15 protein-coding genes are annotated in these 17,645 nt (G+C 35.8%); 3 read left to right on the plus strand and 12 right to left on the minus strand.

Annotated elements, in window-relative coordinates:
• Window positions 1-80: 80 nt before the first annotated feature.
• The 3 genes from B0I22_RS08365 to B0I22_RS08375 form a co-directional block, all read right to left on the minus strand.
• The gene (locus B0I22_RS08365; RefSeq protein ID WP_133944208.1) at window positions 81-2,189 is read right to left on the minus strand and encodes a TonB-dependent receptor; all 2,109 of its coding nucleotides are present in this window, start codon (window positions 2,187-2,189) and stop codon (window positions 81-83) included.
• Window positions 2,190-2,428: 239 nt separating this feature from the next.
• On the minus strand, window positions 2,429-3,097 hold the full coding sequence (locus B0I22_RS08370) for a WG repeat-containing protein (protein ID WP_133944209.1): 669 nt from the start codon (window positions 3,095-3,097) through the stop codon (window positions 2,429-2,431).
• A gap of 14 nt (window positions 3,098-3,111) precedes the next feature.
• Complete coding sequence (locus tag B0I22_RS08375; protein WP_133944210.1) at window positions 3,112-3,534, minus strand: DUF2752 domain-containing protein; 423 nt, start codon at window positions 3,532-3,534, stop codon at window positions 3,112-3,114.
• Between the two features lie 277 nt (window positions 3,535-3,811).
• Between B0I22_RS08375 and B0I22_RS08380 the strand changes: the two genes are divergently transcribed.
• Both B0I22_RS08380 and B0I22_RS08385 read left to right on the plus strand, forming a co-directional pair.
• Window positions 3,812-6,592 (plus strand): bifunctional aconitate hydratase 2/2-methylisocitrate dehydratase, encoded by a 2,781-nt coding sequence (locus B0I22_RS08380; protein ID WP_133944211.1) that lies wholly within the window; start codon window positions 3,812-3,814, stop codon window positions 6,590-6,592.
• A 323-nt stretch (window positions 6,593-6,915) separates the two neighbouring features.
• Entirely contained in the window at window positions 6,916-9,186 is a 2,271-nt protein-coding gene (locus B0I22_RS08385) for an aconitate hydratase (RefSeq protein ID WP_133944212.1), read from the plus strand.
• Window positions 9,187-9,236: 50 nt separating this feature from the next.
• Here the strand turns inward: B0I22_RS08385 and B0I22_RS08390 are convergent, their stop codons facing one another.
• The 9 genes from B0I22_RS08390 to B0I22_RS08430 form a co-directional block, all read right to left on the minus strand.
• Complete coding sequence (locus B0I22_RS08390) at window positions 9,237-9,617, minus strand: hypothetical protein (protein ID WP_246022172.1); 381 nt, start codon at window positions 9,615-9,617, stop codon at window positions 9,237-9,239.
• A 10-nt stretch (window positions 9,618-9,627) separates the two neighbouring features.
• The gene (locus B0I22_RS08395) at window positions 9,628-10,179 is read right to left on the minus strand and encodes an RNA polymerase sigma factor (RefSeq protein WP_246022173.1); all 552 of its coding nucleotides are present in this window, start codon (window positions 10,177-10,179) and stop codon (window positions 9,628-9,630) included.
• A gap of 222 nt (window positions 10,180-10,401) precedes the next feature.
• Window positions 10,402-10,977 carry an acyltransferase gene (locus B0I22_RS08400; RefSeq protein WP_133944215.1) on the minus strand — a complete coding sequence of 192 codons (576 nt, stop codon included), beginning with the start codon at window positions 10,975-10,977 and terminating at the stop codon, window positions 10,402-10,404.
• A 12-nt stretch (window positions 10,978-10,989) separates the two neighbouring features.
• On the minus strand, window positions 10,990-11,712 hold the full coding sequence (locus B0I22_RS08405; RefSeq protein ID WP_133944216.1) for an SDR family oxidoreductase: 723 nt from the start codon (window positions 11,710-11,712) through the stop codon (window positions 10,990-10,992).
• Window positions 11,709-12,923, minus strand: coding sequence for an ANL family adenylate-forming protein (locus B0I22_RS08410; protein ID WP_133944217.1), 1,215 nt, complete (start codon window positions 12,921-12,923; stop codon window positions 11,709-11,711). The genes B0I22_RS08405 and B0I22_RS08410 overlap by 4 nt, the downstream gene beginning before the upstream one ends.
• Window positions 12,911-13,141, minus strand: coding sequence for an acyl carrier protein (locus B0I22_RS08415; RefSeq protein ID WP_133944218.1), 231 nt, complete (start codon window positions 13,139-13,141; stop codon window positions 12,911-12,913). The genes B0I22_RS08410 and B0I22_RS08415 overlap by 13 nt, the downstream gene beginning before the upstream one ends.
• 87 nt (window positions 13,142-13,228) lie before the next feature.
• Window positions 13,229-13,912: a LytR/AlgR family response regulator transcription factor gene (locus B0I22_RS08420; protein ID WP_133944219.1), complete on the minus strand. Its 684-nt coding sequence runs from the start codon at window positions 13,910-13,912 to the stop codon at window positions 13,229-13,231.
• Window positions 13,899-14,921, minus strand: coding sequence for a sensor histidine kinase (locus tag B0I22_RS08425; RefSeq protein ID WP_133944220.1), 1,023 nt, complete (start codon window positions 14,919-14,921; stop codon window positions 13,899-13,901). The genes B0I22_RS08420 and B0I22_RS08425 overlap by 14 nt, the downstream gene beginning before the upstream one ends.
• Window positions 14,918-15,265, minus strand: coding sequence for a hypothetical protein (locus B0I22_RS08430; protein ID WP_133944221.1), 348 nt, complete (start codon window positions 15,263-15,265; stop codon window positions 14,918-14,920). Before B0I22_RS08430 ends, B0I22_RS08425 begins: the two co-directional genes overlap by 4 nt.
• A gap of 163 nt (window positions 15,266-15,428) precedes the next feature.
• Here B0I22_RS08430 and B0I22_RS08435 point away from each other — a divergent pair, with 163 nt between their 5' ends.
• Complete coding sequence (locus B0I22_RS08435; protein WP_133944222.1) at window positions 15,429-17,528, plus strand: outer membrane beta-barrel family protein; 2,100 nt, start codon at window positions 15,429-15,431, stop codon at window positions 17,526-17,528.
• Window positions 17,529-17,645: the final 117 nt, after the last annotated feature.

Below are 17,645 nucleotides of genomic sequence, written 5' to 3' on the forward strand. Positions count from 1 at the left end.
ATTAATTTTAAATTAACAAAGAAAAAAATCAAAACCAGCCAGCCAAATGAATTAAACAACTGATTATCAACTTAAAAACTTTAAAAAAACTTCAAAGAAACACCAAACATGAAGTTAATTCCAGCTTGTGAAAAGTAAAACGGTTCCCCAGAAATGTAGCCATTGTTCACATATTTTGTATTTGTGAAATTATTCAACAAAAACCTAAGAATCACTTCATTTTTTTTGAAAGGCAATTTATAAGACATATTGAAATCCGGAACTACATAATCTTCCAATTGATTCACGCGATCTCCCGAATTATCCAGAAATTGTTTTCCCACATATTGAGCTGTAATTCCCAAATTGAAATTTTTGAAAGGCGAATAAAGAACGTTTCCATTGGCAATTACATTTGGAGAGAATGAGATATCGGTTTTCCCGTAATTCACCAATCCATCTTCTGTTTCTGCGATGAATTCTTTATTTTTATTAGAACTCAAAGTTGTGTTTCCAGACAATTGCAACTTCTCCGAAAGCTTTGCCAGAACGCCAAACTCAAGACCAACTCTAGAACTTTTTCCGCTGTTTGTTCGGATGAATTCTCCGACATTATTAATCTGCCCATTCAACACCAATTGATTTTTGTAAGACATATAATAAGCATTCGCCGTAAAAGCTACTTTCCCAACCTGCTGTTCAAATCCAGCTTCGAAGTCGTGTAAGGTTTCGGGTTTTGTATCGGGATTGGCGAAAAGATCATCTCTGTTGGGTTCACGGTGAGCGTTGGCATAAGAAAGGAAAACTTTCCCATTTCCTAAGTTATAATTAATTCCAGCTTTCGGATTGAAGAATGTCCATTTGCGGTGGAGATCCACACCTTCATCATCACCTTGTTGCAAAATTTTGGTATCGTAATCGATGTTTCTCAATTGTAAATCTCCAAAGAATTCGAATCTATTCAATTTATAGATTGCTTTTGCAAAACCGGATACTTCATTTTTCAGAGAGCGATTTCGGTAATATTCGGATTCATTAATATTAGGAAAGAAAACACCTGTTACGTTTCCAAAATGCCAGCCGTAATACTGATTGGCAATTGCGCCAACATTAATATCAAGATTCCCCAACTTACCATACAAAGTCGAGATCACGCCATAAAAATCATTGTCCAGCCATTTTTTTCTGATGAAATCTGTTCTTTCAACTTCGGTTCCATTTTCTATGATATTTGGCAAGTTGTATTTTGAAAATTTCGCATCTTGCTTATAGTTTTCATAAAAACCTTTTCCTTTTGTGTAATGTGCTGTGGTTTCCAATTTCCATTGATCTGAAAAACGTTGATTCCACAAGAAATGATAATGACTCTGTCTGTAATTGTCCGTTTCGCCGTCATAAAACCCAACAATATTTTCCCAATTGGCATCATAAATCGCACCGGAGGAATTGAATCTCGGATTGCTTTCCCAAGTTGATTTGCTGATTCCGTTCCAAGCTTGATACGTTCTTTGCTTACCTCCAAAAGTGAGAAACCTCAGCTCAGTATTTTTTTCTTGAAACAATGCGGAGAAATTATACGAATGCAGATTTGAAGAAGCTCTGTCTATATAACCATCGGAATGGATGTGCGAGTATCTTCCCATCACAGACAATCGGTTTTTCCAGAATTTCCCAGAATTGATTTCCCCAGAATATTTGTAAGTATTGAACGACCCATACGAATTATCCGACTTTACCGAAAACGTGTCACTTGGGTCTTTTGAGATCACATTCACGCTTGCACCAAAAGCAGAAACACCGTTGGAGGAAGTTCCCACACCACGCTGAATTACAATTTGCGACGCCGAACTGGTGAGATCCGGAAGATTCACAAAGAAAGTTCCCTGAGATTCTGAATCGTTGTATGGAACGCCATTTAGCATCACATTGATACTGGTTCCGGCTGTTCCACGGATTCTAAAACCCGTGTAACCAACACCATTTCCTGCATCGGAAGTTGAAATTACAGACATTTGGTTCTTCAGCAAAATGGGCAATTCCTGACCTAGATTTTTGTCCGCAAGATCTTTTTCGACATTGATGATTGATTTTGCAACCGGCGTTCGTTTGGTAAATTCTACAGCTTGAATGCTTGTAACTTGTACAGAATCTGTAGTTTGTGAAAAATAGAACGGAGCAGTGAACACTCCTAAAAAAAGTAAACCTTTCATTCTTTTAAATTTTTGTTTGTTAAAATTTATTGGAATAAAAGGGGCGAAAAGAATTAACAATGAAGAATTAATAATGATGTAATCTCCGGAAATCAATCACTACTAATTTTTTAATTTTTAATGGTTCATTAAAAATAGTATCCCTAAACAGCATTATCTGTTCCAGGTTCATTGGGTATAATCTCAGCTTGTGACAGCACCCCTTAAATTTCTGACTGCGAAATTACATTTTTTTTTAATTAATATGCTTTATTTTTTTCATCCACGAAAAAATATTCTTTCCCATCTTTGGAAACTTCAAAAAGATGAGCTGTTTTCCAGGAGAGATTGGTTTTAATATCATTATAGATAAAAGGCACAACAATTTTATTTTTCTTATCTACCACACCAAACATATCATTTTTAACCGCTACAATCATAGGGTTTTCCTTATCACCATCCAAAACATACAGCATTTGATATTGTGGATAGATGTCAAAATCTTTATACGTGGAAATATCGATCTTCTCCTTGCTTACCAAGCCGTAAAAACCGCTGAGAATAAAAGCTTTATATTTTGAAGGCTCATAAGGAATGGAACATTTCCCCAGATCAGAATTTTTGTACTGGTAAACGCGTTTTCCTGTTTTATCAATCCTGTAAGAAACTTGATTTTTTTCAACTGTGGCGTAATCCGCTGTTCCGTAAGTTTTTGCTTTGGGATTTGAAGAATTCAAAAGATTGCAATCTTCCGAAAAAAACATCGCAATGTGATATTCTGGAGGGATGACCAATTCACCTTTTTGATTTACATAACCCGACTTTCCGTCAATAGTTTGGGGAATAAGATCAGGAATCACATCTTCCTTCATCTGGCAGGTTGCCAAAAGAAAGCAACCAGTAAAAATTACGGTCAGATATTTTTTCATCGAGGGCGTTTGTGTTATAACTTAAATAAAAATTCTTTATATAAGTCTGTGTTTTTCAACACCAAAAATACAAAAACTATTATTAACACCAAAAAAACGGATATCCGATGGGTAAAAAAGCACTTGACTGTCCGTTTCATTGTTTCTCTGCCAAAAAAGTGAACCAGCAAAATGAAGACACAAAATGGTAAGGAAATCACAAATAAAGCATTGTATTTAAATGCTTCCAAAATTCTAAAATGAAGCAACTCGTGAACCGCCCGCTGAACGCCACAACCCGGACAATCATAGCCTGAAACCGCTTTCAGAGGACATTTGATAAAATAAGGACTCTCCGATGGATCAATAAAATAGAAAACAGCAACAATCGCCATCAAAATAACACTTATGACGATTTGTTTTGCATATTTTTTAAATAAAAAATTGATTTTCAGCATTGTAATTAAAAGTTAAACGAGCGAGAAAGTAAAGATTAATATGATAAAAACATTAAATATAGATAAAATATATGTAATTTATTTTTAATCTAAATTATTCTTCTCTTATAAAAGTTTTGAATTTCGTAAATTTGGGCGAATTTACAAGACCTAAAACCAAACAGATAAGACTTTTTATCTTGACGGTTTTAAGGACAAACAAACTGTAGATTTTTAGCAATATTTTAATTATTGTTTTCAAGAACATCTACTCAAAAAAAAGAAAAAGACTTCTATAATGAATATTTACAAAGATTACCTTAAAGAAATTGAAGAAAGAAAACAGCAAGGTTTACACCCAAAACCAATTGACGGTGCAGAATTGCTAAGCGAAATCATTGCACAAATCAAAGATTCTGGGAATGCAGATCGTGCGGATTCTCTTCAGTTTTTTATTTACAATACTTTGCCTGGTACGACGAGTGCTGCAGGCGTGAAAGCTAAATTTTTAAAAGAGATTATTCTCGGTGAATCCATTGTAGAAGAAATTACACCAACTTACGCTTTCGAATTATTGTCCCACATGAAAGGTGGACCTTCCATTGAAGTATTGCTGGACTTGGCACTTGGTCAAGATTTAGTTATTGCTCAGCAAGCTTCAGATGTTTTGAAAACTCAGGTTTTTCTTTATGAAGCAGACACTGATCGATTGAAAGAAGCTTTCAACAATGGAAACGAAATCGCCAAAGAAATCATAGAAAGCTACGCACAAGCAGAATTTTTTACGAAACTTCCAGAAGCTCCGGAAGAAGTAAAAGTGGTAACATACATCGCTGGAGAAGGTGATATCTCTACAGATTTATTATCTCCAGGAAATCAAGCACATTCAAGATCTGATCGTGAACTTCACGGTTTGTGTATGATGACGCCCGCAGCTCAGCAAGAAATCAAAGCTTTGCAAGCACAACATCCTGACAAGAGCGTGATGTTAATCGCTGAAAAAGGAACAATGGGTGTTGGATCGTCCAGAATGTCGGGTGTAAACAACGTGGCGCTTTGGACAGGTAAACAAGCTAGTCCATATATTCCATTCGTAAATATCGCACCAATCGTTGCAGGAACAAACGGAATCTCTCCAATTTTCTTGACTACTGTTGACGTAACCGGCGGAATTGGAATTGACCTTCAAAACTGGGTGAAAAAAGTAGATGCAGAAGGCAATGTAATCCGTAACGAAAACAACGAACCAATCCTTGAAGAAGTTTATTCTGTAGCTACCGGAACAGTTCTTACCATTAATACCAAGACCAAAAAATTATACAACGGCGATCTGGAAGTGAAAGATATTTCTAAATCATTTACGCCACAAAAAATGGAATTCATCAAAGCTGGCGGATCTTATGCCATCGTCTTTGGTAAAAAATTACAAACTTGGGCATCTAACATTTTAGGAATTGAAATTCCTACGGTTTATGCGCCATCAAAAGAAATCACGAAAGAAGGTGTTGGTCTTACCGCAGTTGAAAAAATCTTCAACAGAAATGCTGTTGGTGTTGCTCCAGGAAAATTATTGCACGCTGGTTCAGACGTAAGAGTTGAAGTCAACATTGTTGGTTCTCAGGATACAACAGGTTTGATGACTGCTCAGGAATTGGAATCAATGGCAGCAACAGTTATTTCTCCAATCGTTGATGGGGCTTACCAATCTGGTTGTCATACCGCTTCAGTTTGGGATAAAAAAGCGCAGGCTAATATTCCAAGATTGATGAAATTCATGAACGATTTCGGATTGATCACAGCTCGTGACCCGAAAGGTGAATACCACGCAATGACAGACGTTATTCACAAAGTTCTTAACGATATTACGATTGACGAATGGGCAATCATCATCGGAGGAGATTCTCACACAAGAATGTCCAAAGGTGTGGCTTTCGGTGCTGACTCAGGAACTGTAGCTTTGGCTTTGGCGACTGGAGAAGCTTCTATGCCGATTCCGGAATCTGTAAAAGTAACTTTCAAAGGTGATATGAAAGCGCACATGGATTTCCGTGATGTGGTTCACGCAACTCAGTTGCAAATGCTTCAGCAATTTGGAGGCGAAAATGTTTTCCAGGGTAGAATCATCGAGGTTCACATCGGAACACTTCCTGCGGATCAGGCGTTTACATTCACCGACTGGACTGCAGAGATGAAAGCAAAAGCGTCAATCTGTATCTCTGAAGACGATACGTTGATCGAATCTTTGGAAATTGCAAAAGGCAGAATCCAGATTATGATCGACAAAGGAATGGATAACCATCTTCAGGTTCTTCAAGGTTTAATTAATAAAGCAAACAAGAGAATCACTGAAATTAAATCTGGCGAAAAACCAGCTTTGACACCAGATTCAAATGCTAAATATTATGCAGAGGTCGTTGTTGATCTTGATGCGATTGTTGAGCCAATGATTGCCGATCCAGACGTTAACAACGAAGATGTTTCTAAAAGATACACGCACGATACAATCAGAGACTTGACTTATTACGGAGGTGATAAAAAAGTGGATCTTGGTTTCGTAGGATCTTGTATGGTTCACAAAGGCGATTTGAAAATCGTTTCTCAAATGTTAAGAAACATCGAAAAACAAAATGGTAAAGTAGAATTCCAAGCACCATTGGTAGTTGCGGCTCCAACTTACAACATCATCGACGAATTGAAAGCAGAAGGTGATTGGGAATTGCTTGAAAAATATTCAGGTTTCGAGTTTAATGACAATGCTCCGAAAGGTGCTGCCCGTACAGAATATGAAAATATGATGTACCTAGAGCGTCCAGGATGTAACCTTTGTATGGGTAACCAAGAAAAAGCGGAAAAAGGAGATACTGTTTTAGCAACTTCTACTCGACTTTTCCAAGGTAGAGTTGTGGAAGATTCCGAACGTAAAAAAGGTGAATCTTTATTGGCTTCAACTCCGGTTGTTGTACTTTCTGCAATCATCGGGAGAATTCCAAGTATCGAAGAATACAAAGAAGCTGTTGAAGGCATTGACTTAACGACTTTCATTCCTTCTATTAAGGAATTGGTAACAGTTGGTCATTAATAACATTTTGATGTAATTCAGCCTTGTCAAGGCTCAAAACCTTGACAAGGCTTTTAAATAATAAAAAATCCCGAATTCTATTGAATCGGGATTTTTTGTTTAGAATATTTCCATATTAACTGATCAAAGTTCAATTTAAATGAAAATTAAAGTTCGGAATCTCAATTTTTATTAACTTGATAGTTGTAAAATATTGTTACCATACATCTTATTTATAACCATTTAAGAAATGTAGGAACAAAATTTGATAAATAGAATAAGACTATTTTCCTCGATTAAATCAGGGAAAATTTGATTAATTAATTATAAAATAAAATCGAGATATGACTTTTGACTTAGATATGATTAAAAAGGTTTATTCTGATTTCGAAACCAGAGTGAACGATGCAAGAGCTTTTATGGGAAGACCTCTTACCTATTCCGAAAAAATCCTTTGTGCACACTTGGATGTAAAACAAGTAAGAGAATCTTTCAAACGTGGGGATTCTTACGTAGATTTTGCGCCGGACAGGGTGGCAATGCAGGATGCAACAGCACAAATGGCGCTTCTGCAATTTATGCAGGCAGGCAAGGCAAAAGTTGCAGTTCCATCGACGGTTCATGCAGATCACTTGATCCAAGCAAGAGTTGGTGCAGAGAAAGATCTTATCGAAGCTGAAAATAAAAACAACGAAGTTTATCAATTTCTTCAATCAGTTTCTAATAAATACGGCATCGGATTTTGGAAAGCAGGCGCAGGAATTATTCATCAAGTTGTTTTAGAAAATTACGCATTTCCTGGTGGATTGATGATCGGAACCGATTCTCACACTGTAAACGCAGGCGGATTGGGAATGGTTGCCATCGGTGTTGGTGGTGCTGATGCTGTGGATGTAATGGCAGGAATGCCGTGGGAACTAAAATTTCCAAAAATGATTGGTGTAAAACTAACGGGAAAACTTAACGGTTGGACTGCAGCAAAAGATGTCATTTTGAAAGTAGCGGGAATCCTAACTGTAAAAGGAGGAACTGGCGCCATTGTAGAATATTTTGGAGACGGTGCGGAATCTCTATCTTGCACTGGCAAAGGTACGATTTGTAATATGGGTGCAGAAGTCGGAGCTACAACTTCGATTTTCGCTTATGACCAAAATATGAGCAAATATCTCCGCTCCACAGACCGAGAAGATTTGGCTGATGCAGCAGACGCGATTGCTCACGTTTTAAAAGCTGACCCAGAAGTTCTCGCAAATCCAGAGAAATATTTTGATGAAGTAATTGAAATTAATCTTGATAATCTGGAGCCCTACCTCAACGGACCTTTCACTCCAGATTTGGCAACACCAATTTCTCAGATGAAAGAAATCGCTGAGAAAAATGGATGGCCAACGAAAATCGAAGTTGGATTGATAGGTTCTTGCACCAACTCGTCTTATGAAGATATAGCCAGAGCAGCTTCCGTAGCAAAACAAGCGAAAGAAAAAAACCTTGAAGTAAAAGCAGAATATACGATCACTCCAGGATCAGAACAAGTAAGATTCACTGTAGAAAGAGACGGTTTTTTGAAAACTTTTGATGAAATTGGTGGTAAAGTGTTTGCCAATGCTTGTGGACCTTGCATCGGACAATGGGCACGTGAAGGCGCTGATAAACAAGAAAAAAACACAATCGTTCACTCTTTCAACAGAAATTTTTCGAAAAGAGCTGATGGAAATCCGAATACTTACGCTTTCGTAGGTTCACCAGAGTTGGTAACCGCAATGGCTATTGCCGGAGATTTGAGATTCAATCCATTGACAGATAAACTTAAAAATAAAGACGGAGAAATGGTTCTTCTGGACGAGCCAAGTGGCGATGATCTTCCAAGATTAGGTTTTGATGTTGATGATCCGGGTTATATTGCTCCCGCAGAAGATGGTTCTAATGTTGAGGTGATTGTTTCTCCAACATCAGACAGACTTCAGTTATTAGAAGAATTCCCAGCTTGGGACGGAAAAAATATAACCGGAGCCAAACTTTTAATCAAAGCTTACGGAAAATGCACGACAGACCATATTTCTATGGCTGGACCTTGGTTGAAATACCGTGGACATCTTGATAATATCTCCAACAATATGTTGATTGGTGCAGTAAACGCCTTCAATATGGAAACGAATAATGTGAAAAATGAAGAAGACGGACAATACAAACCAGTTCCTGATTCTGCAAGACAATATAAAGCTGATGGTATTCCTACCATCGTAGTTGGTGATGAAAACTATGGTGAAGGTTCTTCCAGAGAACACGCGGCAATGGAGCCGAGACATCTTGGCGTGAGAGCAGTTTTGGTAAAATCCTTTGCCCGAATCCACGAAACGAATCTTAAAAAACAAGGAATGCTCGGAATCACTTTTGACAATAAGGAAGATTACGACAAAATCCAGGAAGATGACACGATCAACTTCTTAGATTTGGATCAGTTTGCACCAAACAAACCATTGACTTTGGAATTTGTACACGCCGATGGAACCAAAGACATCATTGTAACAAATCATACTTACAACGCTGGACAAATTGCTTGGTTCAAGGCTGGATCTGCACTCAATCTTATTAAGAAAATGGAAAAAGAAAGCTAGAATTTAATTTCTTATAAAAGAAAAAGCCTTGCAAAACTGCAAGGCTTTTTTTATGCTTTATTTTCTTCTGTCTTGATTTCTTCTTGTCTGCAAAACTTAGACTCAAATCTTTGTTTCCACATTTGCTTCATCTTTTCCCTTTCTTCCTCAGTTCCACAAAATCTCGTTTCTAATTTTTGTTTCCACATCTCTCTTTCATCATTTCCAAAACCATTTCTATTTCTGAATTTCTCTTTTGCATTGGCCAATCCTCCAAATAGTATTTTTGAAATCACCAAAATCCCAAGAGACTGCCAATAAGTAATCGCTTTCACGCCCAAAACATCGGGCAAAACCATATTCCAAAGCCATTGGAAAAACCAAATAAACAATCCAATTGCAACAATAATGCATGGGAATGCTAACCAAAATTTCTTTTTATGCTTGTTCATTTTCTTAAAATTAATTTTTCAAATCGTTGTAAAGTCGCTGCAATCTTTTTCGCAAATGTTTTACCGCGTATGATTTTCTACTGATAATTGTTTTGATGTTTTCGCCCTCTTCGTCCGCAATTTCCTGCAAAGTTTTATCTTCCAATTCATTCTGAACATAGACCTTCTTCTGCTTTTCCGGCAATTCATCCAATGCCTTCATTAGCTCGTCCCAGAACATATCTTTGAACATTGCGATTTCCGGATTGTTGCTGTCATCTGCGAGGAGAATATCTTTCACATTCAGTTCGCCGTCTTCATCCTGATAGACAAAATCTTCCAGAGATTCTGTTTTCTTCTTGCGATAGCTGTCGATGATTTTGTTTCGGGTCACCGAATATAACCAAGCTCCGACATTTTCCAACTCATTAAGGTTGGTCAATCGGCTGGTTTGAAACCAAACTTCCTGTAGAATATCTTCTGCATCTTCCGTCTTTGCCACTTTCGAATTGATAAAGCGCAAGAGTTGGGAGCCGTAATTTTTCACGACTTCCGTAATAGATACAGATTTTGTTTCGGCCATTGGCTGTAAAGATAGCGAGTCCATACGAATAAGACGACACTCCTTTTTTTTTACTTTAAAGTTTTCGAAATTATTTTGAAAACGTCTTCAAAATTTGAATCCTCGCAGCCCGGCTTGAACGGAAATCCTTTTGCGAGGATGAACGACGAACAAAAGATTGTGAGTGGAAGACGGAGATAGCTGCCCAAACCAAACGAAGTGGTTCAACGAAGTCAAATAATTCTAAATCAACGGCAACCTCATCAATTCGTGTTTTCCGAAAATGATGGAATTTGGTGGAACGTTTCTGGAAATAACACAGTTTGCTCCAATGATGCAATTGTCTCCGATCGTCACACCTTTTAAAACCGTAACATTACTGTAGATTTTTACATTTTTTCCGATAATGATTGGTGCTGTATTGAATTTATTTTTATGCCAGATATATTCCGGTTTGGTATCAAAAGCGTGGTCGTGGTCGTAGAATTTGCAACCTTCTGCGATGCAAGTATCGTCTCCCAATTCAATTTTATCAAGACAATTGATGGAAATATAATGGCTGAGATCGACATTGTTCCCGAAAATTAAATGCCCTCCATTTCTGATTCTAATAGCTGTATGATCTCTCCAAATCACATTTTTACCAATCTCAAACTGCACATTATCATCCAATTCAAAAGTCGTGGCTTTCCCGATTTTCAAATCTGAATGAAGTTTCACGCCGGAATGGGAATTGAGAATGCTGTAGGAATAGAGCTTCTCAATTTTTGCAATCGTTTTGGGAATCAGATTGAGCGTTTTGTATATGAAATTGATCATTAGTTTTTAGTTTTATAAAGTTCCAGAATCTACAAAAATCTCCTGACCTGTGATAGATTTTGCTTTTTCACTTGCGAGAAATATCACAGTTTCTGCAACAGATTTCATATCGGTTTCCTTTTTAAGAGCTGTTCTTTTGAAGATTCTGTTTTTATGTTCGGTTGTTAATTTGGCGTTCATTGCAGTTTCCATATATCCTGGAACCACGATATTGGAACGGATGCCACGTTCACCCCACTCTCTGGAAATATTTTTGGAAAACGATTGCAAAGCACCTTTGGATGCCGCGTACATCGACAAACCTTTGTAACCAGTGTGCGCACTGATCGATGAAATATGAATTATGCTTCCCGCAACTCTGTTATAAATCATATTCCTGATCGCATATTTTGTCAAAAACATTGGCGAATAAAGATTGACATCGAACATTGTTTTCAGATCTTCATAATTGAGATTCGTCACGATGTCGTCATAAGCCATCGCTGCATTGTTGATTAACACGTGAATCGGAATTTGATTTTTCACAAAGTCTTTGAAAACTTCTTGCTTGATATTTTCCGGATTGGACAAATCGAAAGTCTTGAAGAAAAGATTCTCCGGATATTGATTTTCCAAAGCTTTCAGTTCCTCAGATTCTGTTCTGCTGATGCCATAAACTGTGTGTCCATTTTCCAGAAACAGTTTGCTCATTTCTAGTCCAACACCTCTAGAAACTCCGGTAATTAATATGTTCATACGATTTTCTTTTTTCCGGTTCTTGTTAATTCTATTTTTTCCACAAAGCTAATTTTTCTCGGAATTTTGAAGTTTTGGATTTTCCCATTAAGATAAAATCTAATGTCTTCTTCTTTCAACTCTGAGTTTGGAAGCAATTCTATTTCGCAACAAATGACGTTTCCAAGAACCGCATTTGGCTTTCCGAAAACTCTTACATTTCTGATTTTTGGATGTTGCGTCAATTCGTCTTCCACTTCGTAGGGATTCACTTTGTAACCGCCAACATTGATAAGTTCATTTTTTCTGGATGTAAATCTGAATCTTCTTTGCTCATCGTCAAGCCATTCGATCAAATCTCCGGTTGCGTAGAAATCATCAATCAAATTCAATTGTGAAGTTTTTCCGAAAAGATTTTTGTGAATGTACAATTCGTCCTCAACTACTTTTATTAATCCAATGTGCTTATCTAAAACAACAAATTCGTCATTCTGAGAAGAGAACAAAGGTCCGGTTTCGGTAGAGCCATAAACATTGTTGATTCTCGCATTAGGAAAATATTTTTCGACTTGAGAAATCAAATAATTATCTGACTTTTCTCCACCAATTGTGATTTTTTTTACTGAATCAAAAGCTTGATTCAAAGGCAAAAGCAATCTGTAGAAGGTTGGTGTTGAGGAAAGGTTTGTGATTTTATATTCATTAATGGCATTAATGACGAAATCTTTGGATTCCATAAAAACATTAACCAAAAGATTTTGATTCAAGATGGCTTGAAAAAAAACCTGAACGCCAGCAACGTGCGTCGGATTGAATGCAAATCCCCAAACGTCATTTTTCCGCTCATCAGAAACATTAATTTTTCTAATGAGATTTTTAAGAGGATGCGTGAATTTTCTTGTAAAACCAGTGGTTCCGGAAGTGAAAAGTGTGATTTCGGAATTAGAATGTCGGATAGAATTTATCAATTCTTCTATATAATCAACCTTTTTTGGATTTTCAATTTTAACGAATTGATTGACAGTCAAATTATTATCACTAATTTCTTTCTCGGATAAATCAGAATCCATCAAAGCGATGTTTTTTTCATTGACCAAAGCAAAAATCCAATTAAGAAAAAAGGATTTCAAATCGGGATAAATGTAGCAATCTGTGTAGGAATCAGACGTATTGATGTTTTCTAAGATTTCTTCGTACGACAAAGAAAAATGCTGATCTATTAAGAAAAACATTGGAGTTTTGTATAGATTTCTTCAACCGTATTTACCAAACCATCTTCGAAGATATCGACTTCGAATTCTTCTTCAATTTTTACGGTAAGTTCTGCAAGATCAAACGAATCGAAGTTGAGATCTTCTCTCAGTTTTTGTTCCGGCTTTAGTTCCAAAACTTCCTCTTCGAATTTATTCTTTTTAATAGAATTGATAATTGTAAGTAGTTTTTCTTGCATCGTTTGTGTGTTTCCTGCAAAATTAACAATATTTCGCCATTAACACAAGATAAAGCATTACAATTAGAATAATACGAAAATGAATTACTATTTCTTCAATCTCAACAAGAAATCGGATTTGTACGTTTCGCCAATTGGAATTTCTTTTCCGGAATTGAGGAAGACGTTTTTGATATCGATTTTCTCTATTTTTTCAAGATTAAGAATGAAAGATTTGTGAACTCTGGCAAAGTTTTCAGGCAATTGATTTTCCAGAGATTTCAAAGTTTCCAAGACAATAAATTCCTGATTTTCAGTTTTGATATTGACGTAATCTTTGATACTTTCAACATAAAGAATATCATCAAAATTAATTCGATGCTGTTGTCCGGAAGATTTTATGAAAAAGTGAGAATTTTTGGAATCTTCGTTTGGAAATCTTTCTTGAGCTTTCAAAGCACTTTTTTCAAAACGGGAAAAGGAAATTGGTTTCAGAAGATAATCGATAACGTTGTGCTCATAGCCTTCTAAAGCGTATTCTGAATAAGCCGTTGTGAGAATATATTTCAATTGATCGCCGACGATTTTCATAAAATTGATTCCCGTCAATTCCGGCATTTGGATGTCCAAAAAAATCAAATCTGCTTCATTTTTCTGAATATATTCCAAAGCTTCAATTGGATTTTCGGTCGAAAAAACCAATTCAAAAAATGGGATTTTCTCAACGTAACTTCCCAGCAAAGAAACTGCGAGTGGCTCATCATCCACAACGATGCATTTAATTCTTTTCATTTCTCAAATCAATTTTCAAATCTACTGTAAAATCGGTTTCGGTTTCCGTGATATTTAGTTCGTATTTTTTGGGGTAAAGGATTTCCAATCGTTTTTTCACATTATTGATTCCAATTCCTGAAAGCGAATCTTTTGACCTTTGTTTTTTGAAGTTTTGAAGATGGAAATTGAGTTTTTGATTCTCATCAGAAATTTTCAACGTAAATCCTTTTCCAGAAAAGTCACCGTGTTTGAAGGCATTTTCTACAAACGGAACCAAAAGCATCGGCGAAATATTAAGATTTGGATGGTTAAGATTTTTATTGATAATGAGTAATTCAGGATTTTTGATTCTTAGTTTTTCCAATTCTATCAAACTTTCAAGATAACCGATTTCCTTTTCCAATGGAATAAAATCCCTTTCCAAATCCTTTGTGCTGTATCGCAACAATTGGCTCAGTTCTTCAATCGCTGGCAAAGCTTTTTCTGATTTTTGATAAACGAGAGAATATATATTATTAAGAGTATTGAAAATAAAATGTGGATTGATTTGTGTTTTCAAAGCTTGGAGCTCCGAATTTTTTTTCTCTTCGATTAATTTACTTTTTTCTTTTTCAGAGTTCAATGCGTTACCTACAAACCAAATCAAAGAACTAATAAAAATAGTCGTGTAACTATAAAAAGTGTTGTCAAAAAGATAAAAGGCGAGCGTTGTTTTCTCGTGGTAGTTTCTAAATCCAAAAATTATTGGATAAAGCGTTTCTTCAATACTATATCTCAATAAGGTAAAAAACAAAAACATCAGCAATAAGCCGAAAAGAATACTATACAATTTTTGTTTTTTATAAGTCCAAGGAAGAACGAAAAAATAATTAACATAAAAAGTTATCACATTTACCAAAATAAAAGAAAATGCTAAAGCATAGCTTTGAAAATTAATATCATCAGAAAAATACTCAAATCGGAATTGATACCAGACAAAGTACAGCCAATAAAATAAATGCAAGAAAAGGATATGTTGTTTTTTCATCGTAATTCTTTATTGTTAATGATAATTGGTTTTGATGAAGAATAATGCAAATGTATAGAAACCGAATCAGCATTTTGATTTTCCAATATCAATCGACTCTTTTTGGGCAATCTATAATCGAGGTGAGAATTTGCATTGATGGTTTTTGGCATATCTAATTGTGAAATCAATGTTAATTTTTCATTAGACAAATTTTTAATTTCTAAAGTCACCGGTGCTTTTACTTTTTGCACAACAATGCTATCTCCAGGCGCAATTGCCATTGTTTTCCAAACATCTACTCGATGCTTTCCGATGCAGGAAGTCAGAAAAGCCAAAATTGAAATAAGAATTATTTTTTTCATAATTCAAAAGTAAAAGATTCTGCGACTTCCAATCGGCAAGATTCTACAAACACCCGTTTTTTCCCGATGAAAATTGTTTGGTCGGATTAAAACCTCATCAAGTCTAAACGCTATTTCATAAGGAAAGTCTTGAAAATACATTTGCATCATCAAATTAAAACTTATGAAACTACAGTCTTTAATAATCGCAACACTATTTTCAGCCACAGCTTTTGGTCAAATCGAAAAAGATAGTTTAAAAGAAATTGAAAAAGTAAATATTCTCGTGAAGAAAAAATTGATCGAGAGAAAAGCCGACAGATTAATCTTCGATGTAGATGCATCAATCGCTTCGCAAGGAATGGATGCGGGAGAAACGCTTGCCAATGTTCCAATGTTGAAAGTAGATGAAAATATGGGAACGATTTCTATCACAGGAAAAAGCAGTGTAAATGTGATGATTAATGGAAAAATGCTGAATCTCCAAGGAACGGCTTTATTAAATTACCTGAGATCAATCCGATCAGAAAATATTTCAAAAATCGAAGTAATCACGACTCCGCCATCAAAATATGAAGCGCAAGGAAACAGCGGACTCATCAATATTATCTTAAAGAAAAATCCAAATCTTGGTTTCAGTGGCAATATCAACACAGGTTTTACACAACGAACTTACTTCAATGGTACAACCAACGGAACTTTGAATTATCAAACCGAAAAGCTTAGTTTAAGTTTAAAAACTAGTTATATTGATGGTGCAAAACGTTCTAATGAAAGATACACAATCCTTGGCGAATCCAAAAATTACAGCGAATCTACGAGAAAAGATATGTGGCAGGATTTGACACCGAGCTTGAATGCTTCTTACAAAATCAATAAAAACTCAGAAATTGGGATGGAATATATTTTTGGTGGAGAGAAAAACGGAATGGATATACTAAACACAACCAAAAATATCGGCTCAGATTTAAGAGAAACAAATCTAATTACCAACACATTTCACAGAGAAAAATCGCCAACGCAAACTTTCAGTACTTACTACGATTTGAAGTTGGATTCTCTTGGTAAGAAATTGAGTTTTGCTGGGAATTTTTATAAAAATAATAATGACACGGAAGTCAATTTTTCGACTTTGACTTTGCCAGAAAATACCATTCAAGATGTGAGAACTTTATCGAAAATCAAGCCTCAAATTTTCTCTGTTCAAGGTGATTTGGAATTGCCTTTTTCCTTTGGAACGATTGAAACCGGTGCGAAATTCAATCAATTCAGAAATTCTGCGGATTTGAAATATCTTGATTTCGAAAACAATCAATACACCATTGATAATGAAAAAAGTAGCACATTCAATTATCGTGAAGAGAATTATGCTGTTTACGGAAGTTTTGCGAAAAGTTTTGGGGAACATTGGGAAACGAAAGCTGGATTGCGCTACGAAAACACGGTTGTAAAAAGCTCTGTGAATAATTTCTCTTATGGACAATTTTTCCCTTCGGCTTTTGTTTCTTATAAGGCAGAAAAAAACATGTTCAGTTTGTCCTATTCCAGAAGAATCAACCGACCAAGTATGAGCAATTTGAATCCATTCCGTTGGTACGAAAATCCGTATTCTTATTCATCAGGAAATCCTTTGCTGAAGCCTTCTTATATCAACAATTATGAGTTGGGTTACACGTACAACAACAAATTTTCGACAAGCATTTATTATTTGAAATTGAAGAATGCGTTTGGACAAGTCGGATTTTTGGATGGAATTTCTCAAACGGGAGATTATCTTAATTATTACAACAATAATTTTTACGGCGCCAATGTTTCTTACACCGATACTTTTTTCAAATTCTGGGAAACAACGATTTCTGCAAATGCGTCTTATCAGAATTCGGAAGTTTTCAATATGAATGCGGAAACATCAAACGGAACTTCGGTAAGTTATTCTATCAACAACACATTTATTCTTAATAAAACAAAAACGGTTGCTCTCTTCCTTAATTATGACCAAAGTTTGCCTTACAAAAATGTGAATTCTTATTTTCATAATTTCTCCAACCTTAATTCCGGAATCAAAGTTTCTCTGATGGAAAAGCAACTTCAAATCAATACAACTGTGACCAATATTTTTGCTCAGCGATGGAAAGGCGACAAATATTACGATGACAACAGCCAGCATTTTAATAACTATTGGGACGGAAGAAGTTTCCGTTTGAGCGTAAATTACACTTTCGGGAATAAGAAAAAATTCAGCAAAAAGAATATTAATTTTGAAGAAAAAGACAGAGCAAATTAATTCATAAAACTGTTTAAAAATCATCAACCGCATAGGCACATAGAAATAATGCAGAATTTATTTATAAGAAAGATAAAATAGAGCCAAATCGCCAGCTATTTTACCTTAAATCTCTAA

Origin of the sequence: Epilithonimonas xixisoli, assembly GCF_004365655.1 — a bacterium.
Taxonomy (GTDB): Bacteria; Bacteroidota; Bacteroidia; order Flavobacteriales; family Weeksellaceae; genus Epilithonimonas; species Epilithonimonas xixisoli.

Excerpts from the sequence above, each read along its gene's own strand:
- B0I22_RS08365 (WP_133944208.1), bottom strand. The coding sequence starts at position 2,189 with ATGAAAGGTTTACTTTTTTTAGGAGTGTTCACTGCTCCGTTCTATTTT.
- B0I22_RS08370 (WP_133944209.1), bottom strand. The coding sequence starts at position 3,097 with ATGAAAAAATATCTGACCGTAATTTTTACTGGTTGCTTTCTTTTGGCA.
- B0I22_RS08375 (WP_133944210.1), bottom strand. The coding sequence starts at position 3,534 with ATGCTGAAAATCAATTTTTTATTTAAAAAATATGCAAAACAAATCGTC.
- B0I22_RS08380 (WP_133944211.1), top strand. The coding sequence starts at position 3,812 with ATGAATATTTACAAAGATTACCTTAAAGAAATTGAAGAAAGAAAACAG.
- B0I22_RS08385 (WP_133944212.1), top strand. The coding sequence starts at position 6,916 with ATGACTTTTGACTTAGATATGATTAAAAAGGTTTATTCTGATTTCGAA.
- B0I22_RS08390 (WP_246022172.1), bottom strand. The coding sequence starts at position 9,617 with ATGAACAAGCATAAAAAGAAATTTTGGTTAGCATTCCCATGCATTATT.
- B0I22_RS08395 (WP_246022173.1), bottom strand. The coding sequence starts at position 10,179 with ATGGCCGAAACAAAATCTGTATCTATTACGGAAGTCGTGAAAAATTAC.
- B0I22_RS08400 (WP_133944215.1), bottom strand. The coding sequence starts at position 10,977 with ATGATCAATTTCATATACAAAACGCTCAATCTGATTCCCAAAACGATT.
- B0I22_RS08405 (WP_133944216.1), bottom strand. The coding sequence starts at position 11,712 with ATGAACATATTAATTACCGGAGTTTCTAGAGGTGTTGGACTAGAAATG.
- B0I22_RS08410 (WP_133944217.1), bottom strand. The coding sequence starts at position 12,923 with ATGTTTTTCTTAATAGATCAGCATTTTTCTTTGTCGTACGAAGAAATC.
- B0I22_RS08415 (WP_133944218.1), bottom strand. The coding sequence starts at position 13,141 with ATGCAAGAAAAACTACTTACAATTATCAATTCTATTAAAAAGAATAAA.
- B0I22_RS08420 (WP_133944219.1), bottom strand. The coding sequence starts at position 13,912 with ATGAAAAGAATTAAATGCATCGTTGTGGATGATGAGCCACTCGCAGTT.
- B0I22_RS08425 (WP_133944220.1), bottom strand. The coding sequence starts at position 14,921 with ATGAAAAAACAACATATCCTTTTCTTGCATTTATTTTATTGGCTGTAC.
- B0I22_RS08430 (WP_133944221.1), bottom strand. The coding sequence starts at position 15,265 with ATGAAAAAAATAATTCTTATTTCAATTTTGGCTTTTCTGACTTCCTGC.
- B0I22_RS08435 (WP_133944222.1), top strand. The coding sequence starts at position 15,429 with ATGAAACTACAGTCTTTAATAATCGCAACACTATTTTCAGCCACAGCT.